Origin of the sequence: Massilia glaciei (genome assembly GCF_003011895.2) — a bacterium.
In the GTDB taxonomy this organism is placed as follows: domain Bacteria; phylum Pseudomonadota; class Gammaproteobacteria; order Burkholderiales; family Burkholderiaceae_D; genus Telluria_A; species Telluria_A glaciei.
Genome location: NZ_PXWF02000035.1, coordinates 1 through 17,425 on the forward strand (window position 1 = coordinate 1; position 17,425 = coordinate 17,425).

At 68.8% G+C, this 17,425-nt stretch carries 13 protein-coding genes; 2 read left to right on the plus strand and 11 right to left on the minus strand.

Annotation, left to right across the window (positions count from 1 at the left end; all coding sequences use genetic code 11):
* Positions 1 to 103: 103 nt before the first annotated feature.
* The 3 genes from surE to C7C56_RS02520 all read right to left on the minus strand — a co-directional run bounded on the left by surE (position 104) and on the right by C7C56_RS02520 (position 4,106).
* Positions 104 to 847, minus strand: a complete 744-nt coding sequence (gene surE / locus C7C56_RS02510; protein WP_106755929.1) for a 5'/3'-nucleotidase SurE — start codon at positions 845 to 847, stop codon at positions 104 to 106.
* A 221-nt stretch (positions 848 to 1,068) separates the two neighbouring features.
* Positions 1,069 to 3,486: a tetratricopeptide repeat protein gene (locus tag C7C56_RS02515; protein ID WP_106755930.1), complete on the minus strand. Its 2,418-nt coding sequence runs from the start codon at positions 3,484 to 3,486 to the stop codon at positions 1,069 to 1,071.
* A gap of 11 nt (positions 3,487 to 3,497) precedes the next feature.
* Complete coding sequence (locus C7C56_RS02520) at positions 3,498 to 4,106, minus strand: toll/interleukin-1 receptor domain-containing protein (protein WP_106755931.1); 609 nt, start codon at positions 4,104 to 4,106, stop codon at positions 3,498 to 3,500.
* A 209-nt stretch (positions 4,107 to 4,315) separates the two neighbouring features.
* Here C7C56_RS02520 and C7C56_RS02525 point away from each other — a divergent pair, with 209 nt between their 5' ends.
* Positions 4,316 to 5,290, plus strand: coding sequence for an NADPH:quinone oxidoreductase family protein (locus tag C7C56_RS02525; RefSeq protein ID WP_106755939.1), 975 nt, complete (start codon positions 4,316 to 4,318; stop codon positions 5,288 to 5,290).
* A 27-nt stretch (positions 5,291 to 5,317) separates the two neighbouring features.
* Here C7C56_RS02525 and yoaA read toward each other — a convergent pair whose 3' ends face one another.
* Together yoaA and C7C56_RS02535 are read right to left on the minus strand one after the other, a co-directional pair.
* A complete protein-coding gene (gene yoaA, locus C7C56_RS02530; protein ID WP_106755932.1) occupies positions 5,318 to 7,471 on the minus strand; it encodes a DNA repair helicase YoaA in 2,154 nt (717 codons plus the stop codon).
* Positions 7,458 to 7,658: a YdcH family protein gene (locus tag C7C56_RS02535; protein ID WP_106755933.1), complete on the minus strand. Its 201-nt coding sequence runs from the start codon at positions 7,656 to 7,658 to the stop codon at positions 7,458 to 7,460. Before C7C56_RS02535 ends, yoaA begins: the two co-directional genes overlap by 14 nt.
* Positions 7,659 to 7,885: 227 nt before the next feature.
* Between C7C56_RS02535 and C7C56_RS02540 the strand changes: the two genes are divergently transcribed.
* Positions 7,886 to 8,686 (plus strand): PP2C family protein-serine/threonine phosphatase, encoded by an 801-nt coding sequence (locus C7C56_RS02540; RefSeq protein WP_106755934.1) that lies wholly within the window; start codon positions 7,886 to 7,888, stop codon positions 8,684 to 8,686.
* 95 nt (positions 8,687 to 8,781) lie between these two features.
* On the opposite strand, the gene C7C56_RS02545 is transcribed toward C7C56_RS02540, so the two are convergent.
* From C7C56_RS02545 to C7C56_RS02570, 6 genes are all read right to left on the minus strand, one after another.
* On the minus strand, positions 8,782 to 9,624 hold the full coding sequence (locus C7C56_RS02545) for a hypothetical protein (RefSeq protein ID WP_181372990.1): 843 nt from the start codon (positions 9,622 to 9,624) through the stop codon (positions 8,782 to 8,784).
* A gap of 21 nt (positions 9,625 to 9,645) precedes the next feature.
* Entirely contained in the window at positions 9,646 to 10,743 is a 1,098-nt protein-coding gene (gene zapE, locus C7C56_RS02550) for a cell division protein ZapE (RefSeq protein WP_106755936.1), read from the minus strand.
* Between the two features lie 55 nt (positions 10,744 to 10,798).
* Positions 10,799 to 12,280 carry a dihydrolipoyl dehydrogenase gene (gene lpdA, locus C7C56_RS02555; RefSeq protein WP_106755937.1) on the minus strand — a complete coding sequence of 494 codons (1,482 nt, stop codon included), beginning with the start codon at positions 12,278 to 12,280 and terminating at the stop codon, positions 10,799 to 10,801.
* A gap of 16 nt (positions 12,281 to 12,296) precedes the next feature.
* The gene (locus tag C7C56_RS02560; RefSeq protein WP_106755938.1) at positions 12,297 to 12,653 is read right to left on the minus strand and encodes a PspC domain-containing protein; all 357 of its coding nucleotides are present in this window, start codon (positions 12,651 to 12,653) and stop codon (positions 12,297 to 12,299) included.
* An 85-nt stretch (positions 12,654 to 12,738) separates the two neighbouring features.
* Positions 12,739 to 13,998 carry a 2-oxoglutarate dehydrogenase complex dihydrolipoyllysine-residue succinyltransferase gene (gene odhB, locus C7C56_RS02565; protein WP_106755940.1) on the minus strand — a complete coding sequence of 420 codons (1,260 nt, stop codon included), beginning with the start codon at positions 13,996 to 13,998 and terminating at the stop codon, positions 12,739 to 12,741.
* Between the two features lie 56 nt (positions 13,999 to 14,054).
* Entirely contained in the window at positions 14,055 to 16,910 is a 2,856-nt protein-coding gene (locus tag C7C56_RS02570) for a 2-oxoglutarate dehydrogenase E1 component (RefSeq protein WP_106755941.1), read from the minus strand.
* Positions 16,911 to 17,425 lie beyond the last annotated feature (515 nt).

The window sequence follows — 17,425 nt, forward strand, 5'->3', positions numbered from 1 at the left end:
GCCGGCGCGCCGCGCGCCGGCGGCGCCGGGAGGGCCGGCCTGGCGCGCGCGCCGGCCCCCGTCACCGACGACAGCGGCAGCGGGAAATTGCTCTTCTTGTCGCTCACGCCGGCCCCGCGGCCGCCGCCAGCAGCGCGAGCTGGCGCTTGTGGGTCAGGTCGACCTGCAGCGGCGTGACCGAGACCTGGCCGAGCGCGGTGGCGTAGAAGTCGGTGCCCTCGCCGGCGTCGCGGGTCGCGCCCGGCGGGCCGATCCAGAAGATCTCGCGCCCGCGCGGATCGCGCGCGCGGATCACGGGCTCGGCCTGGTGGCGGCGCCCGAGCCGGGTCGCGGTGAGCGCCCCGAGCCGCGCGTAGGGCAGGTTCGGGATGTTGACGTTGAGCAGGTACGGCGCGTCGAGCTCGTCGAAGCGGCGCTGCACGATGTCGCGCGCGCAGCGGGCGGCGTCGTCGATGTGCTCCCAGCCGGACTGGACCTGGGAGAACGCGATCGCGGGGATGCCGAACAGATAGGCCTCGGTGGCGGCCGCGACGGTGCCCGAATACAGGGTGTCGTCGCCCATGTTCTGGCCGTTGTTGATCCCGGAGACCACGAGGTCGGGCCGGTAGTCGAGCAGGCCCGTGAGCGCCACGTGCACGCAGTCGGTCGGGGTGCCGTTGACGAAATAAAAACCGTTCTTGGCCTGCTGCACCGTCAGCGGACGGTCCAGCGAGAGCGAGTTGGAGGCGCCCGAGCGATTGCTGTCGGGCGCGACCACGACCACCTCGGCGATCGAAGCGAGCGCCTCGGCCAGCGCCGCGATGCCCGGGGCGAGGTAGCCGTCGTCGTTGCTGATTAGGATTCTCATGCAGCGATTTTACCTGAAGCAACGGTTCCATCGCGTGCCGGGCCCCAAGAAAATTGTGCGGCCACACTTTGCGCAACGCCGGCTCGCGCGGGCGCGTCCGCGCGCCGCGCCATGGGCCAGCCCGCTTCGGGTGCCCGGGCCGCCCCGCCGGGACTGCCTGTTGGCCACGCGCGGCCGCGCTTTCGGCGACAGCGCCCCGCGCGGCCGCGCCGGGCCCGTGACTACTGGTTGGCTACGCGCGCCTCGACCAGCGCCCCCTCGAGCGCGCTGACCTCGGCCTGGGCGAACGCGAGCAGCGCGTCCTTGTCCCCCTCCTGCTGGTAGACGTGGCGGATCAGGGCCACCCCGCGCCTGCGCACCGGGCTGTCGACGCCCGGGCGCAGCACCGACTTGCGCAAGGTGTCGGCGAGCTCGCGCGCCTCGCGCGGACTGCTGCTGTCGATCAGTTTTTGCAGTTGCGCGAGCTTCTGGTCGAGCGTTTCGGGGTTGTTGCCCAGCTCGCGCGCCTCGAGGATCGCCTCGCGCAGGTCGAGCGCGCCCATGTGCGACTGGTGCGGGCCCGAGGCCATGCCCCGCAGCCCCTGCAGCACGGTCTCCTCGAGGGTGCGCGCGGCCGCGCCGTGGCCCTGCAGCGTCAGCGTCGCCGCGAGCAGCTTCTTGCTGCGCAGCGTCTCGAGGTCGTCGACCCCGTGGATGCGCTCGTGCAGGTGGACCACGTGCTCCTGGAGCCGGCGCGCCGCCTCGAGCTCGCCCTGCCGGCCCAGCGTCGAGGCCAGCCGCAACTGGGTCGAGAGGGTGTCCGGGTGGTCGGAGCCGAGCCGGCATTCGCGCGCGCGCGCGAGCGCCTCCTGCACCGTGCGCACGGCCGCGAGGTCGCCCTGGGCGGCCCAGATCTCGGCGAGCGCCTCGCGCGCGGCGAGCGTGGCGCGGTGCTCGGGGCCGCAGTGGCGCTCGCGCGCGCCGACCACCGCCTCCTGCAGCTTGCGCGCGTTGCGCAGGTCGCCCAGTTCGCTCAGCAGGCGCGCGAGCTGCTCGGTGCAGCGCAGGGTGTCCTCGTGCTCGGTGCCGAGCAGGCGCTGGCGCCCCTCGAGCACGCGCTCGTAGACCATGCGCGCCCGGCTCAGCTCGTCGTGGCGCGACAGCGTCTCGGCCAGCCCGGCCAGGGCGTCGAGCGTGCGCGCGCTGGCCGAGCCGTACAGCCGCTCGCAGCTGTGCGCGAGCTCCTCGTGCAGCGCCAGCGCGGGCGCGAACTCGCCGAGCAGCGCCAGCGTGTTGGCGAGCCCGGCGCGCGCGGCCAGCGCCTCGGGGTGGTCGGCCCCGAGCAGGGCGGTGGCGCTCTCGCGCAGCGACTGGTAGAGGAATTTGGCCTCGGGCAGCTGCCCGCCCTGGCGCAGCTGGGCGGCCAGGTTGGCGCGGCTGGCGCGGGTGTCGGCATGGTCGGCGCCGAGCGCGCGCGCGCGCAGCGCCACGCTCTCCTCGAAGCAGTCGAGGGCCTGGCGCTGGCGGCCCTCGGCGGCGTAGAGCTCGCCGAGCCGGTTCAGCTCGCGCGCCAGCAGCGCCGACGGCACCGCGGCGGCGCCGTCGCGCGCGAGCGGGCGCGCGGCCTCGATCGCGCCCTGCAGCGCGACCTCGGCGCGCGACTGCCACGGCAGGCGCCCCGGCAGGAACCACTCGAGCAGGGTCTCGAAGGTGCGCGTGAGCGAGAAGCGGTCGGCGCCGCCCTCGTGCGGCGCGGCGGCGCCGCCGATGGCGTCGCACTGCTGCAGCTGGATCTCGTCGAAATAGCTGTCGAGGCACACGCGCGACATGCCGTAGGCGCCGCGCAGCAGTTTCTCGAGCACGGGCTGGTAGCCCGGCGCGCCGCGCACCGGGCTGCCGCGGCGCCATTGCTCGCGGCGCGCGCCGGCGGCGCCGTCGACCGCGCACGGCAGCGGATAGACCAGCAGCGGGCGCTGCTCGTCCTCGTGGCTGCAGCGGTAGTCGATCGCGCGCGTGACCACGCCCGTGATGCCCTCGAGGCTGCGCTGGTTCGGCGTGAACAGGGCCACGAGCCTGCCGGGCAGCAAGGTGGTGCACACGCTCACGGCGGCCGAGCGGCCGCTGCGCGCGTCGACCAGCACGTGGGCGAACTGGGCCGCGAGGTGCTCGCCGAAGCAGCGGAACAGCGCCGGGCAGGCCTTGAACAGGCCGTCCCAGTCCATCTGGTCGGCCCGCTCGCCGTAGCTGCCGTCGAAGCGGCCGGCGCGCATGAGATAGAGCGGGCGGCTCTGGTCGACCCGTTCGACGTAGTGCTGCCAGTCGACCGCCTCGAGCACCTCGCGCGCGAGCGCGCTGTCGTCGGCGCCGGCGGCGCCGCGCCCGAGCAGCGCGAGCTGGGCCCGGCATGCCTCGAAAAACTCGAGCACGCCCCCGCGCCCGTCCTGTGGTTCGCCGGCATCGCCGAAGTGGTGGTGCAATCCCGGCGATTCGGTGTCCCAGTCGATCATGAGCACCGGCACGGTCGCGTTGTCGCGCCCGGCCAGCAGCTGCGCCATGCTCGACAACGCGACACTGCGCGCCGTTCCGCTCTCGAAGGAGTAAAAGGTGGTCACCGCGCCGGGAGCGGTTATCGGCGGCAGCGTAATACGGGCAAGTTCCATGGTGCTCCTCATTATTTTTTTGGAAAGGATAGATCCGGCATGTCGCGCCATATGGGTGGGACCTCCGGCATCGTGAATTGGTTGCAGTCGTGGGCGGCTGGCGTGTACATTTTCTGGTACTGGTACTGGACCGCGATGCGCTTGACGATCTTTTCGATGTCGGGCAGGAAATCGGGGTTCGACTTGAGGTCGGGCGTGGCCATCGTGTAGCGCGAGAAATCGACGTACAGGCCGGCCTCGGTGATCTGGGGCGGCAGTTCGTGCACGTGGCGCGTCATCACGACCGGGATGATCAGCCGGCTCGGCATCTGGTACCAGGTGCTGCGCTCGGCCTCGATCGCCTGCATCGCGGCGAATTCGCGCCGGGTGTAGGGGTGCATCTCGTACTTGGGCGTGTAGATCATGATCATGCTCACGCTCTCGCACATGGCGCGCGCGATCTTGCGGTCGAGGTCGTCGCCGCCGCCGAGCTTTTCGGTGTCGATGAACAACTCGTCCTCGTCGTCGAGGTGCGGCTCGAGATAGCAGCGGATCGCCTCCGCCAGCTCATCCTTGAATTTATTCATGAGCGCATGACGGCCATGCACGTAGCTGAAAAAACAGCCGTGGCGGATAGACATAAGGCAACCTCCCATTTCCAAAACAACAACCGGCATACGCAAGACCAGTCCGACTTTAACAAGCTCGACCTCCATCACATTGCGATCGCACAAACGCCCTTGCGGGCTCATGATGGGGAGCGCGGGGCGCCCGTTTCAGGCATAATAAAAAATAAAACGGCCGTGCGTTTTTGTATGGCCGACCGACAACAACCGACATGGAGACGCCGATGAAAGCCGTAGTGTGCAAAGCGTGGGGGCCGCCCGACAGCTTGGTGGTGGAGGACCTGCCGGAACCGGCGCCGGGCCCGGGCCAGGTCCGCATCGCAGTCCGGGCCGCCGGGGTCAACTTCCCCGACGTGCTCATCATCCAGGGCAAGTACCAGGTCCGGCCCGGGCTGCCGTTCACCCCGGGCAGCGAACTGGCCGGCGTGATCGACGCGCTCGGCCCGGATGTGGCCGGATTCAAGGTGGGCGACCGGGTGATCGCCTTCGTCGCCCACGGCGCCTTCGCGCAGCAGGCGCTGGCGCCCGTGCAGGCGCTGCTGCCGATGCCGCCGGGCATGGACTTCGACACCGCCGCGGCGCTCACCTTGACCTACGGCACCTCGCACCACGCGGTGGTCGACCGCGCCGCGCTCAAGGCCGGCGAGACCATGCTGGTGCTGGGCGCGGCCGGCGGCGTCGGGCTGGCCGCCATCGAGATCGGCAAGGCGCTCGGCGCGCGCGTGATCGCGGCCGCCTCGAGCGGGGAGAAATTGGCGGTGTGCAAGGAGCACGGGGCCGACGTGCTGATCAACTACAGCGACACCGACCTGCGCGCGGCGGTCAAGGAGGCCACCGGCGGCCGGGGCCCGGACGTGGTCTACGACCCGGTCGGCGGCGCCTACACCGAGGCCGCGTTCCGCGCGATCGGCTGGCGCGGGCGCTACCTCGTGGTCGGCTTCGCCAACGGCGAGATCCCGAAGCTGCCGCTGAACCTGGCGCTGCTCAAGGGCGCCTCGCTGATGGGGGTGTTCTGGGGCGAGTTCGCCAGGCGCGAACCACAGGCCAACCTGGCCGCCATGCTCGAGCTGCTCGGCTGGCTGGCCGAGGGCAGGATCCGGCCGCGCATCTCGGGGCGCTACAGCCTCGAGCAGGCCGCCGGCGCGCTGGCCGACATGGCCGCGCGCAAGGTCACCGGCAAGGTCGTGATCGTTCCGTAGGAAAAACGCGGGCGCGCGCCCGTCGCCCTATTCCCCCGGCGATTCCCCCGGCGATCCCCCCGGCGATTCCCCCGGCGATCCCCCCGGCGATTCCCCCGGCCCAGGTTGCGCCGCCGGCGGCCGGAAGAACGCGAGCACATCGTCCTCGAGGCGGGTGCGCTTGAACGGCGGCAGGCTTTGCCAGATGCGCTTGCCGTACGGCTTGGAGATCAGGCGCGGGTCGCAGATCATGAGCACGCCGCGGTCGGTCTCGTCGCGGATCAGGCGCCCGGCGCCCTGCTTGAGGTTGATGATCGCCTCGGGCAGCTGGTGGTGCATGAAGCCGTTCATGCCCTGCCTCTCCATGACCTCGATGCGGGCCGCGAGCACCGGGTCGTCGGGCGGCGAGAACGGCAGCTTGTCGATGATCACCAGCGAGAGCGCGTCGCCGCGCACGTCGACGCCCTCCCAGAAGCTCTGGCTGCCCACCAGCACCGCGTTGCCGGCCTGGCGGAAGGCGTCGAGCAGCTCGGTGCGCCCGCGCTCGCCCTGCACGAACAAAGGGTAGTCGAGGCCGCGCCCGGCGAACTCGGCGCGCAGGCGCTCGGCCACCTTGTTGACCGCCCGGATCGTGGTGCACAGGAAGAAGGTGCGCCCGCCGGCCGCCTCGATCACCGGCAGCGCGCAGTCGACCACGGCGTCGGTGTAGCCGAACGAATTCGGCTCGGGCAGCCCGGACGGCACGTACAGAAGGCCCTGCTGTTCATAGTCGAACGGGCTCGGCCAGCTGCGGGCGTCCTCGCCAGCGAGCCCCATCTGGTTCGAGAAATGCTTGAAGTCGTTCTTGACGGCCAGCGTGGCCGAGGTGAAGATCCAGCTGCGCGGCGTGCCCTCGCGCTGGTTGGTGAAGATCGGCGCGATCGACAGTGGCGTCTTGTGCAGCTGCAGCGACGACGAGAACGCCTCGACCCACAACACGGCCTGGTCGCCCTCGACGACCTTGCCCTTGGGGTCGGGCTTCCAGGCCGCCAGCGCGGCGGCCAGCTCGACCGCGCGGACCCGGCATTGCTCGATCGTCTCGGCGCGCGCCGCGTTCTCCTCGAGCGTGTCGACCAGGCCTTTGAGCTGCTCCTTGAGCGCCTCGAGCGCCGGGAAGAAATCGGACGACGGCGGCACCTGCGCCAGCGCCAGGCGCATGGTGTCCTGGCCGAACGCGAGGCGCAGGTCGCGCGCCGCCTTCTCGACGACGGTCACGGCCTTGGCCCAGTCGGTGCCGCCGCGCGCGTGCGCCAGGCCCTCGGCGAGCACGTCGCGGCACAGCTCGAGCACCTGCGAGGTCGACACCGTCTGGCCGAAGAACAGGGTGGCGGTGTCGGGCAGCTGGTGGGCCTCGTCGAAGATGATGGTGTTTGCCGAGGGCAACAATTCGGCCACGCCCGTGTCCTTGAGCGCGACGTCGGCGAAGAACAGGTGGTGGTTGACCACGACCACGTCGGCCTGCTGGGCCTCGCGGCGCGCCTTCATGACGAAGCAATCCTGGTAGTACTGGCACTCCGAGCCCATGCAGGTGTCGCGGGTCGAGGTGACCAGGTTCCAGATCAGCGCGTTCTCGGGCACCCTGGCCAGCTCGGCCTTGTCGCCCGAAGTGGTCATCTTGATGAAGCGCGAGATCTCGCGCAGGTTGCCGACGTCGTCGCGCGAGGTCATGCGCCCGTTTTGCAAGGTGCGCTCGAGGTGGTAGTGGCACACGTAGTTCGAGCGCCCCTTGAGCAGCGCCACCGAGACCGGCGCGCGCAGCGCCGCCCTGACGGTCGGAATGTCGCGCAGAAACAACTGGTCCTGGAGGTTCTTGGTGCCCGTCGAGATGATGGTCTTGCCGCCCCACAACAGCGCCGGCACCAGGTAGGCGAAGGTCTTGCCCGTGCCCGTGCCGGCCTCGGCGATCAGGGTCTTCTGGCCGGCGATGGCGTTGGCGATCGACTTGGCCATCTCGGTCTGGGAGCGGCGCGGGGAGAAACTGCCGACGGCGGGCGCGAGCGGGCCGCCGGCGCTGAACAGGCGGTCGATCTCGGCGTCGTGCGGGCCGGCCGCGGCGGGCGGCCCGGCGGGCGGGTCGGCGGTGGCGCCGGCGCTGTGGCCGGCCGCCGGAATGGGATGGGTCAAGGTGTCGATCGGTGGGGCGAAGGCATCAGGCCGGCACATCCGGCACCAATTGCATTTTCAGCAGGGTGATATGGTCTTTCAGCTGCAGCTTGCGCTTTTTGAGGCGGCGCAATTGCAGCTGGTCGTGGTGGCCGTCGAGGATCAGCAAATCTATGACCGCGTCCAGGTCGCGATGTTCCACATCGAGTTCGATAAGGCGGCGCTGGATTCCTTGAACATCGGTCATATTTCAATTTTTCCAATATTTTATTATATAAACAATTGAGCGCGGGAACGGTATGCGCATACAATCTCAGCATTCGTATCCGACTGTAAAACCGCGTCGGGCTTGCGACAATGGTGTTTCCAGGTGCATAGTTTAATCTACGGCGACGTTGCCGCCAATATATTGATACAGTGTTGGCCGAAGCCGGGCGTTTCCCGACTGGCGATCGGAATCATATTTGGGTGAAAATGAACGAATACAAAATTGAGGCGGGCACCGCCCAGCACATCGGAAACCGGGCCCAGCAGACCGACCGGACCGCCCTGTTCACGGGCGCGCGCGCGCCCGGCTACGTGCTCGCCGTGCTGGCCGACGGCATGACCGGCGGCGCCAGCGCCTCCGAGCAGGTGCTGCAAAGCGCCAAGCAGATGTTCGACGAGTTCAAGCCGGGCGACCGCGCCAGCACCGAGCGCCTCTCGCAGCTGCTGCGCGACATGGTGCAGGAGACCCATTCGATCATCCGCATGAACACCTTCACCACCAAGACAGAGGCCCAGAGCTCGTTCGTGGCGCTGGTCATCTCGCCGTTCGGCGAGGCGGTCTGGGCGCACACGGGCGATTCGCGCCTGTACCGCTTCGCCGGCGGCCAGTGCAAGGCGCGCACCAGCGACGAGGCCTATGTCAACCACCTGGTCGAGGCCGAGAAAATGCCGCTCGAGGCGGCCAAGAACCACCGCCGCGCCAAGACGCTCGTCAACGCCCTCGGCAACGCCGAGCGCAAGCCCTTCGCCACCGTCGGGGTGCACGGCGAACTGGCCGCGGGCGACACCTTCCTGCTGTGCTCGGACGGCCTGTGGTCGCTCTTCACCGACGCCGAGCTGGGCGCCGTGACGGCCAAGAACACGCCGCGCCAGGCGTCCGAACTGCTCATCAACAAGGCCGCGGAGCGGGCCCAGGGCAAGGGCGACAACTGCACCATGGCGATCGTCAAGCTGGTGCGCCCGCCCGCGCCGGCAGGGCTCGGCACCAGGCCGGCGGCCAGGCCCTAGCAGCCTGCAGGGCTTCGTATCGCCGGCCGCGAAAAGCGCCGGACGGTCCATATTTCACCGTTTTTAAGCCAGGCAGGCTCCCCGGCGCGGGCGCCTCAGGGACGCTTGGCGGGCGGCGCCGGGTCGGCCGGCGCGAAGCGGCCCTCGCTGGCGTCCTTTTCGGCCTTTTCGGCCTGCTTTTCGGCCCGCTTGGCGGCCTGCTTGGCGGCGACCGCGCGCTGGCGGCGCGCCGATTCGGCGCGTTTTTCCTCGAACCTGGCGGCACGCGCGGCCCGCAGCGGCGCCTCGGCCCGCTCGCGCTCGGCGATGCGTGCCAGCTTGGCCGCGTGCTCGGCCTCGCGCCGCGCCCGGTCCGGGGCGCGCGCCGGCCGCGCCGCCTCGGCCACGGGCTTGGCGGCCGGTTCCCTGTCGGCCCATTCGACGGCCCGCCTGGCCTCGTTGGCGGCGTGCTCCCTGGCCGCCTCGGCCATCGCGAGGTCGCGCTCCTCGACCGCCTTGGCGCGCTTGTAGCGGCCGGCGTCGACCTCGACCACGCGCACCACGGCCAGCGTCGCGCGGCGCCGCTCGCGCGCCGCGTCGAGGCAATTGTTGACGAAGAACTTGGTGTAGCAGAAGCGCTCGCTGTCGGCGTAGTCGGCCTCGGCGGCGGCGCGCAGCCTGGCCGCCTCGGCCAGCGCGCGGTCGGCCTCGAGGGTCGAGCCGAGCACCGGGCCCGGCGGCGGGGTGTCGGCGCCGGGCGGCGGCAGCATCATGCCGACGCAGCCCGACAGCGCGGCGCCGGCCAGCGCCAGCGCGCAGGCGCGCGGCGCGCTTGAAAACCGCGACGCGAAACGGGAAGAAAACCCAGAGGCGAAACCGGAGGCGAAACGGGAAGTGAAACCGGAAGTGAAACCGGAAGCGAAACGGGAAGCGAAGCGGGAAGCGAGGCGGAAAGCCATTTTTAGTGTCCTTGTTGGGCGTCAGGCGATCGCTTCGGCCGCGCCGCGGCGCTGCGCCTCCATGTATTCGCGCGACTGCATCTCAATGATACGCGAGACGGTGCGGTGGAACTCGTTTGCCAGCATGCCCTGCGTGTAGAGCTCCTCGGGCGCGACCTCGGCCGACATGAGCAGCTTGACCTTGTGGTCGTAGAACACGTCGATCAGCCAGGTGAAGCGGCGCGCCTCGGACGACATCCCGGCCGACATCGCCGGAATGCCCGACAGCACCACCGTGTGGAAGCGGCTGGCGATCTCGAGGTAGTCGTTCTGCGAGCGCGGGCCGCCGCACAGGGTGGCGAAATCGAACCAGATGATGCCGCCGGCGCGCCGCAGCGCGCGGATCTCGCGCTCCTCGATGCGGATGCGCGGGTCCTCGTCGGCGGTCTCGGCGATTTTCGAGTAGGCCGCGCGCAGCGCGCTGTCGGCCCTAGCGCCCAGCGGCGTGTAGTAGCTCTCGATCTGCTCGAGCGCGCGCTTGCGGTAGTCGACCCCGGCGTCGACATTGAGCACGTCGAGCTTGTCCTTGAGCAGCGCGATGGTCGGCAGCATGCGGTCGCGGTGCAGGCCGTCCGGATACAGCAGGTCGGGGTCGTAGTTCGAGGTCATGATGAAGCTGACGCCGTTCTCGAACAGGGCCGTGAGCAGGTTGTACAGGATCATCGCGTCGGCGATGTCGGAGACGTGGAACTCGTCGAAGCAGATCAGCCGGTATTTTTTGGCGATGCGGCGCGCGACCTCGTCGAGCGGGTCGGCCACGCCCTTGAGCTCGTCGAGCTGGCGGTGCACCGCGCGCATGAATTCGTGGAAGTGCAGGCGCGTCTTGCGCACCACCGGCACCACCGAGTAGAAGCTGTCCATCAGGAACGACTTGCCGCGCCCCACCCCGCCCCACAGGTAGACCCCGCGCGGCACCTCGGGGCGGTTGACCAGGCGCTTGAACACGGACGAGCGCTGGGCGCGGAAACCGACCCACTGGCCGTGGGCGAGCTGGAGCCGGTCGACCGCGCGTTGCTGGGCCGGGTCGGAGGTGAAGCCGCGCTCGGTGAGCGCGTGCTGGTAGAACTGTTGGACGTCCATGGAGCGATCGGAGGGCCGGACGGGGGCGGATGCCGCCCGTCCGGCTGGTGCTGGTTTAGAAGTTCAGCGCGCGCTTGTCGACGGCGAGCGCGGCTTCCTTGGTCGCCTCGGACAGCGAGGGATGGGCGTGGCAGATGCGGGCGATGTCCTCGCTCGAGGCGCGGAACTCCATCGCCACGACCGCCTCGGAGATCAGCTCCGAGGCCATCGGACCGACGATGTGCACGCCGAGGATCTCGTCGCTCGTGGCGTCGGCCAGGAACTTGACCATGCCCGAGGTGTCGCCGAGCGCGCGCGCGCGGCCGTTGGCCAGGAACGGGAAGGTGCCCGCCTTGTAGGCCACGCCGGCGGCCTTGAGCTGCTGCTCGGTCTGGCCGACCCACGCGATCTCGGGCGAGGTGTAGATCACCCACGGGATGGTGTTGAAGTTGGTGTGCCCGTGCTGGCCGGCGATGCGCTCGGCCACGGCCACGCCCTCCTCCTCCGCCTTGTGCGCGAGCATCGGCCCGCGCACGACGTCGCCCACCGCCCACACGTTCGGCAGGCTGGTCTTGCAGTCGTCGTCGACCGCGACGAAGCCGCGCTCGTCGAGCTTGAGCCCGACCGTGTCCGCGCCCAGGCCGGTGGTGTTGGGCACCCGCCCGATCGAGATGATCAGCTTGTCGAACACGGCCTGCTGGGCCGCGCCGTCGGCGTCGACGTAGTCGACCGTGACGTCGGCCGCGCCGGCCTTGATGGCGCCGATCTTGCAGCCGAGCTTGATTGCCAGGCCCTGCTTGACGAACAGCTTGTGCGCCTCCTTGGCGATCTGCTCGTCGACCGCGCCGAGGAACACCGGCAGGCCCTCGAGCACCGTCACCTCGGCGCCGAGGCGGCGCCAGACGCTGCCCATCTCGAGGCCGATCACGCCGGCGCCGATCACGCCGAGGCGCTTTGGCACGGCGCCGATGGCGAGCGCGCCCGCGTTCGACAGGATCAGTTTCTCGTCGAACGGCGCGCCCGCCAGTTCGCGCGCGTTCGAGCCGGTCGCGATGACCACGTGCTTGGCCTTAAGCGTGTCGGGCTTGGCGCCGGCCACGCCGATGGTGTAGCCGCCCTCGGCGGCGCCGGCGAAGGCGCCGCGGCCGTGGAAGAAGGCGATCTTGTTTTTCTTGAACAGGTACAGGATGCCGTCGTTGTTCTGCTTGACGACGCCGTCCTTGCGCTTGAGCATCTGGCCCAGGTTCAGTGTCAGGCCCGCGACGTCGATGCCGTGCTCGGCGAAGCCGTGGCCGGCGTGCTCGAAATGCTCGGACGACTGCAGCAGCGCCTTCGACGGGATGCAGCCGACGTTGGTGCAGGTGCCGCCCGGCGCCGGGCCGCCCTGGGCGTTGGCCCACTCGTCGACGCAGGCGACCGAAAAGCCCAGCTGCGCGGCGCGGATCGCGGCGATGTAGCCGCCGGGACCGGCGCCGATGACGACCACGTCGAATTGTTTTGCATTGCTCGTTGCGCTGCTCGTTGCGCTGCTCGTTGCGCTGCTCGTTGCGTTACTCATTATCAAAATTCCTTGATTATTCTTCTGGAACAAAAATCCACATGAGGATGTAGACCACCACCCCGAGGCCGAGGCTCACCAGCGTCAGCAGCGCGAAGGCGAGGCGCCAAATCCAAGCGTCGGCGCCGGTGCTCTTGGCCAGGCCGCCGCACACGCCGGCCAGCCAGCGGTCGCCGCGCGAGCGCCGCATGGCGCCCAGTTGCGCGGCGAAATCGTTGCCGCCGCCGGCGCCGCCGGTGCCGCCCGTGCCGCCCTTCTGCAGGCTCACCTGGGACGACAGCAGCTTGGCCTTAGCCTGCTCGAATTCGGCATCGGTCAGCGCGCCGGCCTGGCGCAGTTCGTGCAAACGCTGGATTTCGTCGGAGATACTCATGTTGTTCACCTCATAGGAGAAAAACCGCTCCCGCCACATGGCGAGAGGGCAGCTCGGCACGCCCGCGCAAGGGCGCGCGGTCCGCTTACAGGTCCAGCAGCAGGCGCGCCGGATCCTCGAGCGTTTCCTTCATCGCCACCAGGCCAAGCACGGCTTCGCGCCCGTCGATGATGCGGTGGTCGTACGACATCGCCAGATAGTTCATCGGGCGCACCACGACCACGCCGTCCTCGACCACGGCGCGGTCCTTGGTCGCGTGCACGCCCAGGATCGCCGACTGCGGCGGGTTGATGATCGGGGTCGAGAGCATGGAGCCGAAGATGCCGCCGTTCGAGATCGAGAAGGTGCCGCCGGTCAGGTCGTCGAGCGTGAGCTTGCCCTCCTTGGCCTTGGCGCCGAATTCGCCGATCCTCTTTTCGATCTCGGCGATCGACATCTGGTCGGCGTTGCGCAGGATCGGCACCACCAGGCCGCGCGGCGAACCGACCGCGATGCCGATGTCGAAGTAGCCGTGGTAGACGATGTCGTTGCCGTCGACCGAGGCGTTGATGACCGGGTACTTCTTGAGCGCGGCGACGGCCGCCTTGACGAAGAACGACATGAAGCCGAGCTTGACGCCGTGCTCCTTCTCGAACTTGTCCTTGTACTTGTTGCGCAGGTCGATCACCGGCTGCATGTTGACCTCGTTGAAGGTGGTCAGGATCGCGTTGGTCGACTGCGACATGACGAGGCGCTCGGCGATGCGCGCGCGCAGGCGGCTCATCGGGACGCGCTCCTCGGGGCGCTCGCCGAGGCCGGCCGCGCCTGGCGCCGCGACCTGCTGCAGCGGCGCCTTGGCCGGGGCCGGGGCCGGGGCCGCGACGGCCGGCTTGGCCGCGCCTGGGGCGGCGATCGCGCCGAGCACGTCGCCCTTGGTCACGCGCCCGTCCTTGCCGCTGCCGGCGACATCGAGCGCGCTCATAGCGTTGTCGGCCAAAATTTTGGCCGCGGCCGGCATCGCCACGCCCGCCTTCGAGGCCGGGGCGGGCGCCGCCGCCGCGGCCGCCGGGGCCTCCGGCTGCACCGGCAGGCTCGACACCTCCATCGGGCTGACCTTGGCCGAGCCCTCGGTGTCGATGATGGCGATCACCTCGCCGGCGACGACGGTGCTGCCGTCGCCCTTGATGATCTGGGTGATGGTGCCGGCGCCGGGCGCGGGCAGCTCGAGCACGACCTTGTCGGTTTCGACGTCGATCAGGTTTTCATCGCGGCCGACGGTTTCGCCGACCTTTTTATGCCACACCAGCAGCGTCGCTTCGGCGACCGACTCGGACAACTGGGGGACCTTGACTTCGATTTGTGCCATGTAGAACTCCGTGTATTGTTTTTGCGGCGCCCCGAAGGGTGCGGGGCGCCCGGTCATTATTTGGTGAGGACGAAACCCTTGAGCTTGGCGAACGCGGTCTCGAGCAACTCCTTCTGCTGCGCGTAGTGCTTGTCGTAGTAGCCGACCGCCGGCGAGGCCGAGGCCGGACGGCCGGCGTACGCCAGGCGCTGGCCCGCCTCGAGGCTCTCGAAGATGTTGTGTTGGATCTGGAACCAGGGCCCCTGGTTCTGCGGCTCGTCCTGCGCCCACACCAGTTCGTTCGCGTTCGGATAGCGCTTCAGTTCGGCCGCGAACGACTTGTGCGGGAACGGATAGAGCTGCTCGATGCGGATGATCGCGGTGTCCATCTGGCCGCGCGTCTTGCGCGCGTTGACCAGGTCGTAGTAGACCTTGCCCGAGCAGGCGATCACGCGCTTGACCTTCTTGGTGTCGATCTTGTCGTCGACCTCGCCGATGACGGTGTGGAAGGCGCCCTTGGCCAGCTCGGTCAGGGGCGATCCGGCCTCCTTGTTGCGCAGCAGCGACTTCGGCGTGAGGATCACGAGCGGCTTGCGGAACTGGCGCACCATCTGGCGCCGCAGCAGGTGGAAGATCTGCGCGGCCGTGGTCGGCTGCACCACCTGCATGTTGTTGTCAGCGCACAGCTGCAGGAAGCGCTCGGGGCGCGCCGAGCTGTGCTCCGGGCCCTGGCCCTCGTAACCGTGCGGCAGCATCATCACGAGGCCGCAGGCGCGGCCCCATTTGACCTCGCCCGAGCTGATGAACTGGTCGATGACGACCTGCGCGCCGTTGGCGAAGTCGCCGAACTGCGCCTCCCAGATCGTCAGCGTGTTCGGCTCGGCGCTCGAGTAGCCGTATTCGAACGCGAGCACGGCCTCCTCGGACAGGACCGAGTCGATCACCGTGAACGGGGCCTGGCCGTCGGACACGTTCTGCAGCGGCACGTAGCTGCCCGCGTCCCAGCGCTCGCGGTTCTGGTCGTGCAGCACCGCGTGGCGGTGCACGAAGGTGCCGCGGCCGGCGTCCTGGCCGGTCAGGCGGATCGCGTAGCCGGACGCGACCAGCGAGGCGTAGGCCAGGTGCTCGCCCATGCCCCAGTCGAGGTTGGTCTCGCCGCGGCCCATGCTGGCGCGGTCGCCGAGCACCTTTTCGACCAGCGAGTGGACCTTGAAGTCCTCGGGCACGGTCGTGATGCGGGTGGCCAGGCGCTTGAGTTCGGTCATCGGCACGGCGGTGTCGGCCGAGTCGGTCCACTTGCGGTTCAGGAACGGCAGCCAGTCGACCGCGTACTTGTTCTTGAAGTTGGTGATGACCGGGTCGACCGTGTGCTTGCCGGCGTCCATGGCGTCTCGGAAGGCGGCCACCATCTTGTCGCCGCCGTCGGCGGGGATGGTGCCCTGGGCGACCAGCTTGTCGGCGTACAGCTTGCGCGTGCCCGGATGCTGGCCGATCTTCTTGTACATCAGGGGCTGGGTCAGCGCCGGGGTGTCCTGCTCGTTGTGCCCGAGTTTGCGGAAGCAGATGATGTCGAGCACGATGTCCTTCTTGAACTGGACCCGGTAGTCGAGCGCGATCTGGGTCGCCAGCACCACGGCCTCGGGGTCGTCGCCGTTGATGTGCAGCACCGGCGCCTCGATCATCTTGACCACGTCCGAGCAGTACAGGGTCGAGCGCGAGTCGCGCGGGTCCGACGTGGTGAAGCCGATCTGGTTGTTGATCACGATGTGCACCGTGCCGCCGGTGCCGTAGCCGCGGGTCTGGGCGAGGTTGAGCGTCTCCATGACCACGCCCTGGCCGGCGAAGGCGGCGTCGCCGTGCACCAGGATCGGCAGCACCTGCGAGCCGTCCTTGTCGCCGCGGCGGTCCATGCGCGCCTTGACCGAGCCTTCGACCACCGGGTTGACGATCTCGAGGTGCGACGGGTTGAACGCGAGCGAGAGGTGGACCGGGCCGCCGGCGGTCGAGATGTCGCTCGAGAAGCCCTGGTGGTACTTGACGTCGCCCGAGGGCAGCTCGTCGCCGTGCCTGCCCTCGAACTCCTCGAACAGGTCCTGCGGCGACTTGCCCAGCGTGTTGACGAGCACGTTCAGGCGGCCGCGGTGGGCCATCCCGATGACGATCTCCTGCACCCCGTTCTCGCCAGCGCGCTGGATCGTCTCGTCGATCGAGGCGATGAACGACTCGGAGCCCTCGAGCGAGAAGCGCTTCTGGCCGACGTACTTGGTGTGCAGGTAGCGCTCGAGGCCCTCGGCGGCGGTCAGGCGGTCGAGGATGTGGATCTTCTCCTCGTTTGAAAACGACGGGGTCGAGCGGATCGACTCGAGCTTCTCCTGCAGCCAGCGCTTCTCGGCCGGGTCGCCGATGTACATGAACTCGGCGCCGATCGAGCGGCAATAGGTGTCGCGCAGCAGGTTGAGCAGGTCGCGCAGGGACGCCGTCTCGGTGCCGAAGTAGGTGTTGCTGATGTTGAACTGGATGTCCATGTCGGCATCCGTGAAGCCGTAGAAGCTCGGCTCGAGTTCGGGGATCGCGGGGCGCTCTTGGCGCTGCAGCGGGTCCAGGTTGGCCCACTGCGAACCGAGGTAGCGGTAGGCGGCGATCAGTTGGGTCACGGCGACGCGCTTGCGGCCCATCTCGGCGTCGGCCGAGGCGGTCACGACGCGGATCGGGCCTTGCTTGGCGCGCTCGGCGAAGGAGGCGATGACGGTGTTGTGGGCGACGTCGGGCTTGTTCGAGCCGTCGACGGCGGGCACGTTTTGCATGGCGTCGAAGTACGCGCGCCAGTTGTCGGGCACCGAGCCGGGATTGTCGAGGTACATCTCGTACAACTCTTCCACATACGGCGCATTGCCGCCGAACAGGTAGGAGTTGGCACTATATTGCTGCATCATATTGCTCACCTTTCTTCGCGTTTCGCGAGTTTGGCGGGTTAATCTAACCTTCCGCGACACGGCCTGACCGGTTAGCGGATTGCACATCAAGTTGTGGGGAAGGACTTTTACATATTGTTCAATTCTTTGAAAGCAAGCCAGAATAGCACGCGACATTGTAACGCATCATTCCACGTTGCGAAAAAATGTGATTGATCATTTTTTACATCCAGCAACTTTCAGCGCGCGGTGGCGGGGCCGGCAACTATGCATATCTGCATAGCCGCGGCGCGAGCCATGCATATTTGCATAGCCGCGGCGCGAGCCAACCATATTTGCATATCGGCGGCGCGCCACGCAAGTTTGAATCACGTGGCGCGCCGCGCGGGCGCGTTGTTTGGCGCGAGCAAGGCGCGGGGAGCTTGCCCGCGGCCAAACAGTTGGCGGCGCCGGCCGGGTGGGCATGCCGTCGGCCCCCTCTGGCATTCGTGCTCGTTTGGCGTCGCTTTTCGCCTCGTTCCGCCTTGTCGCGCCTC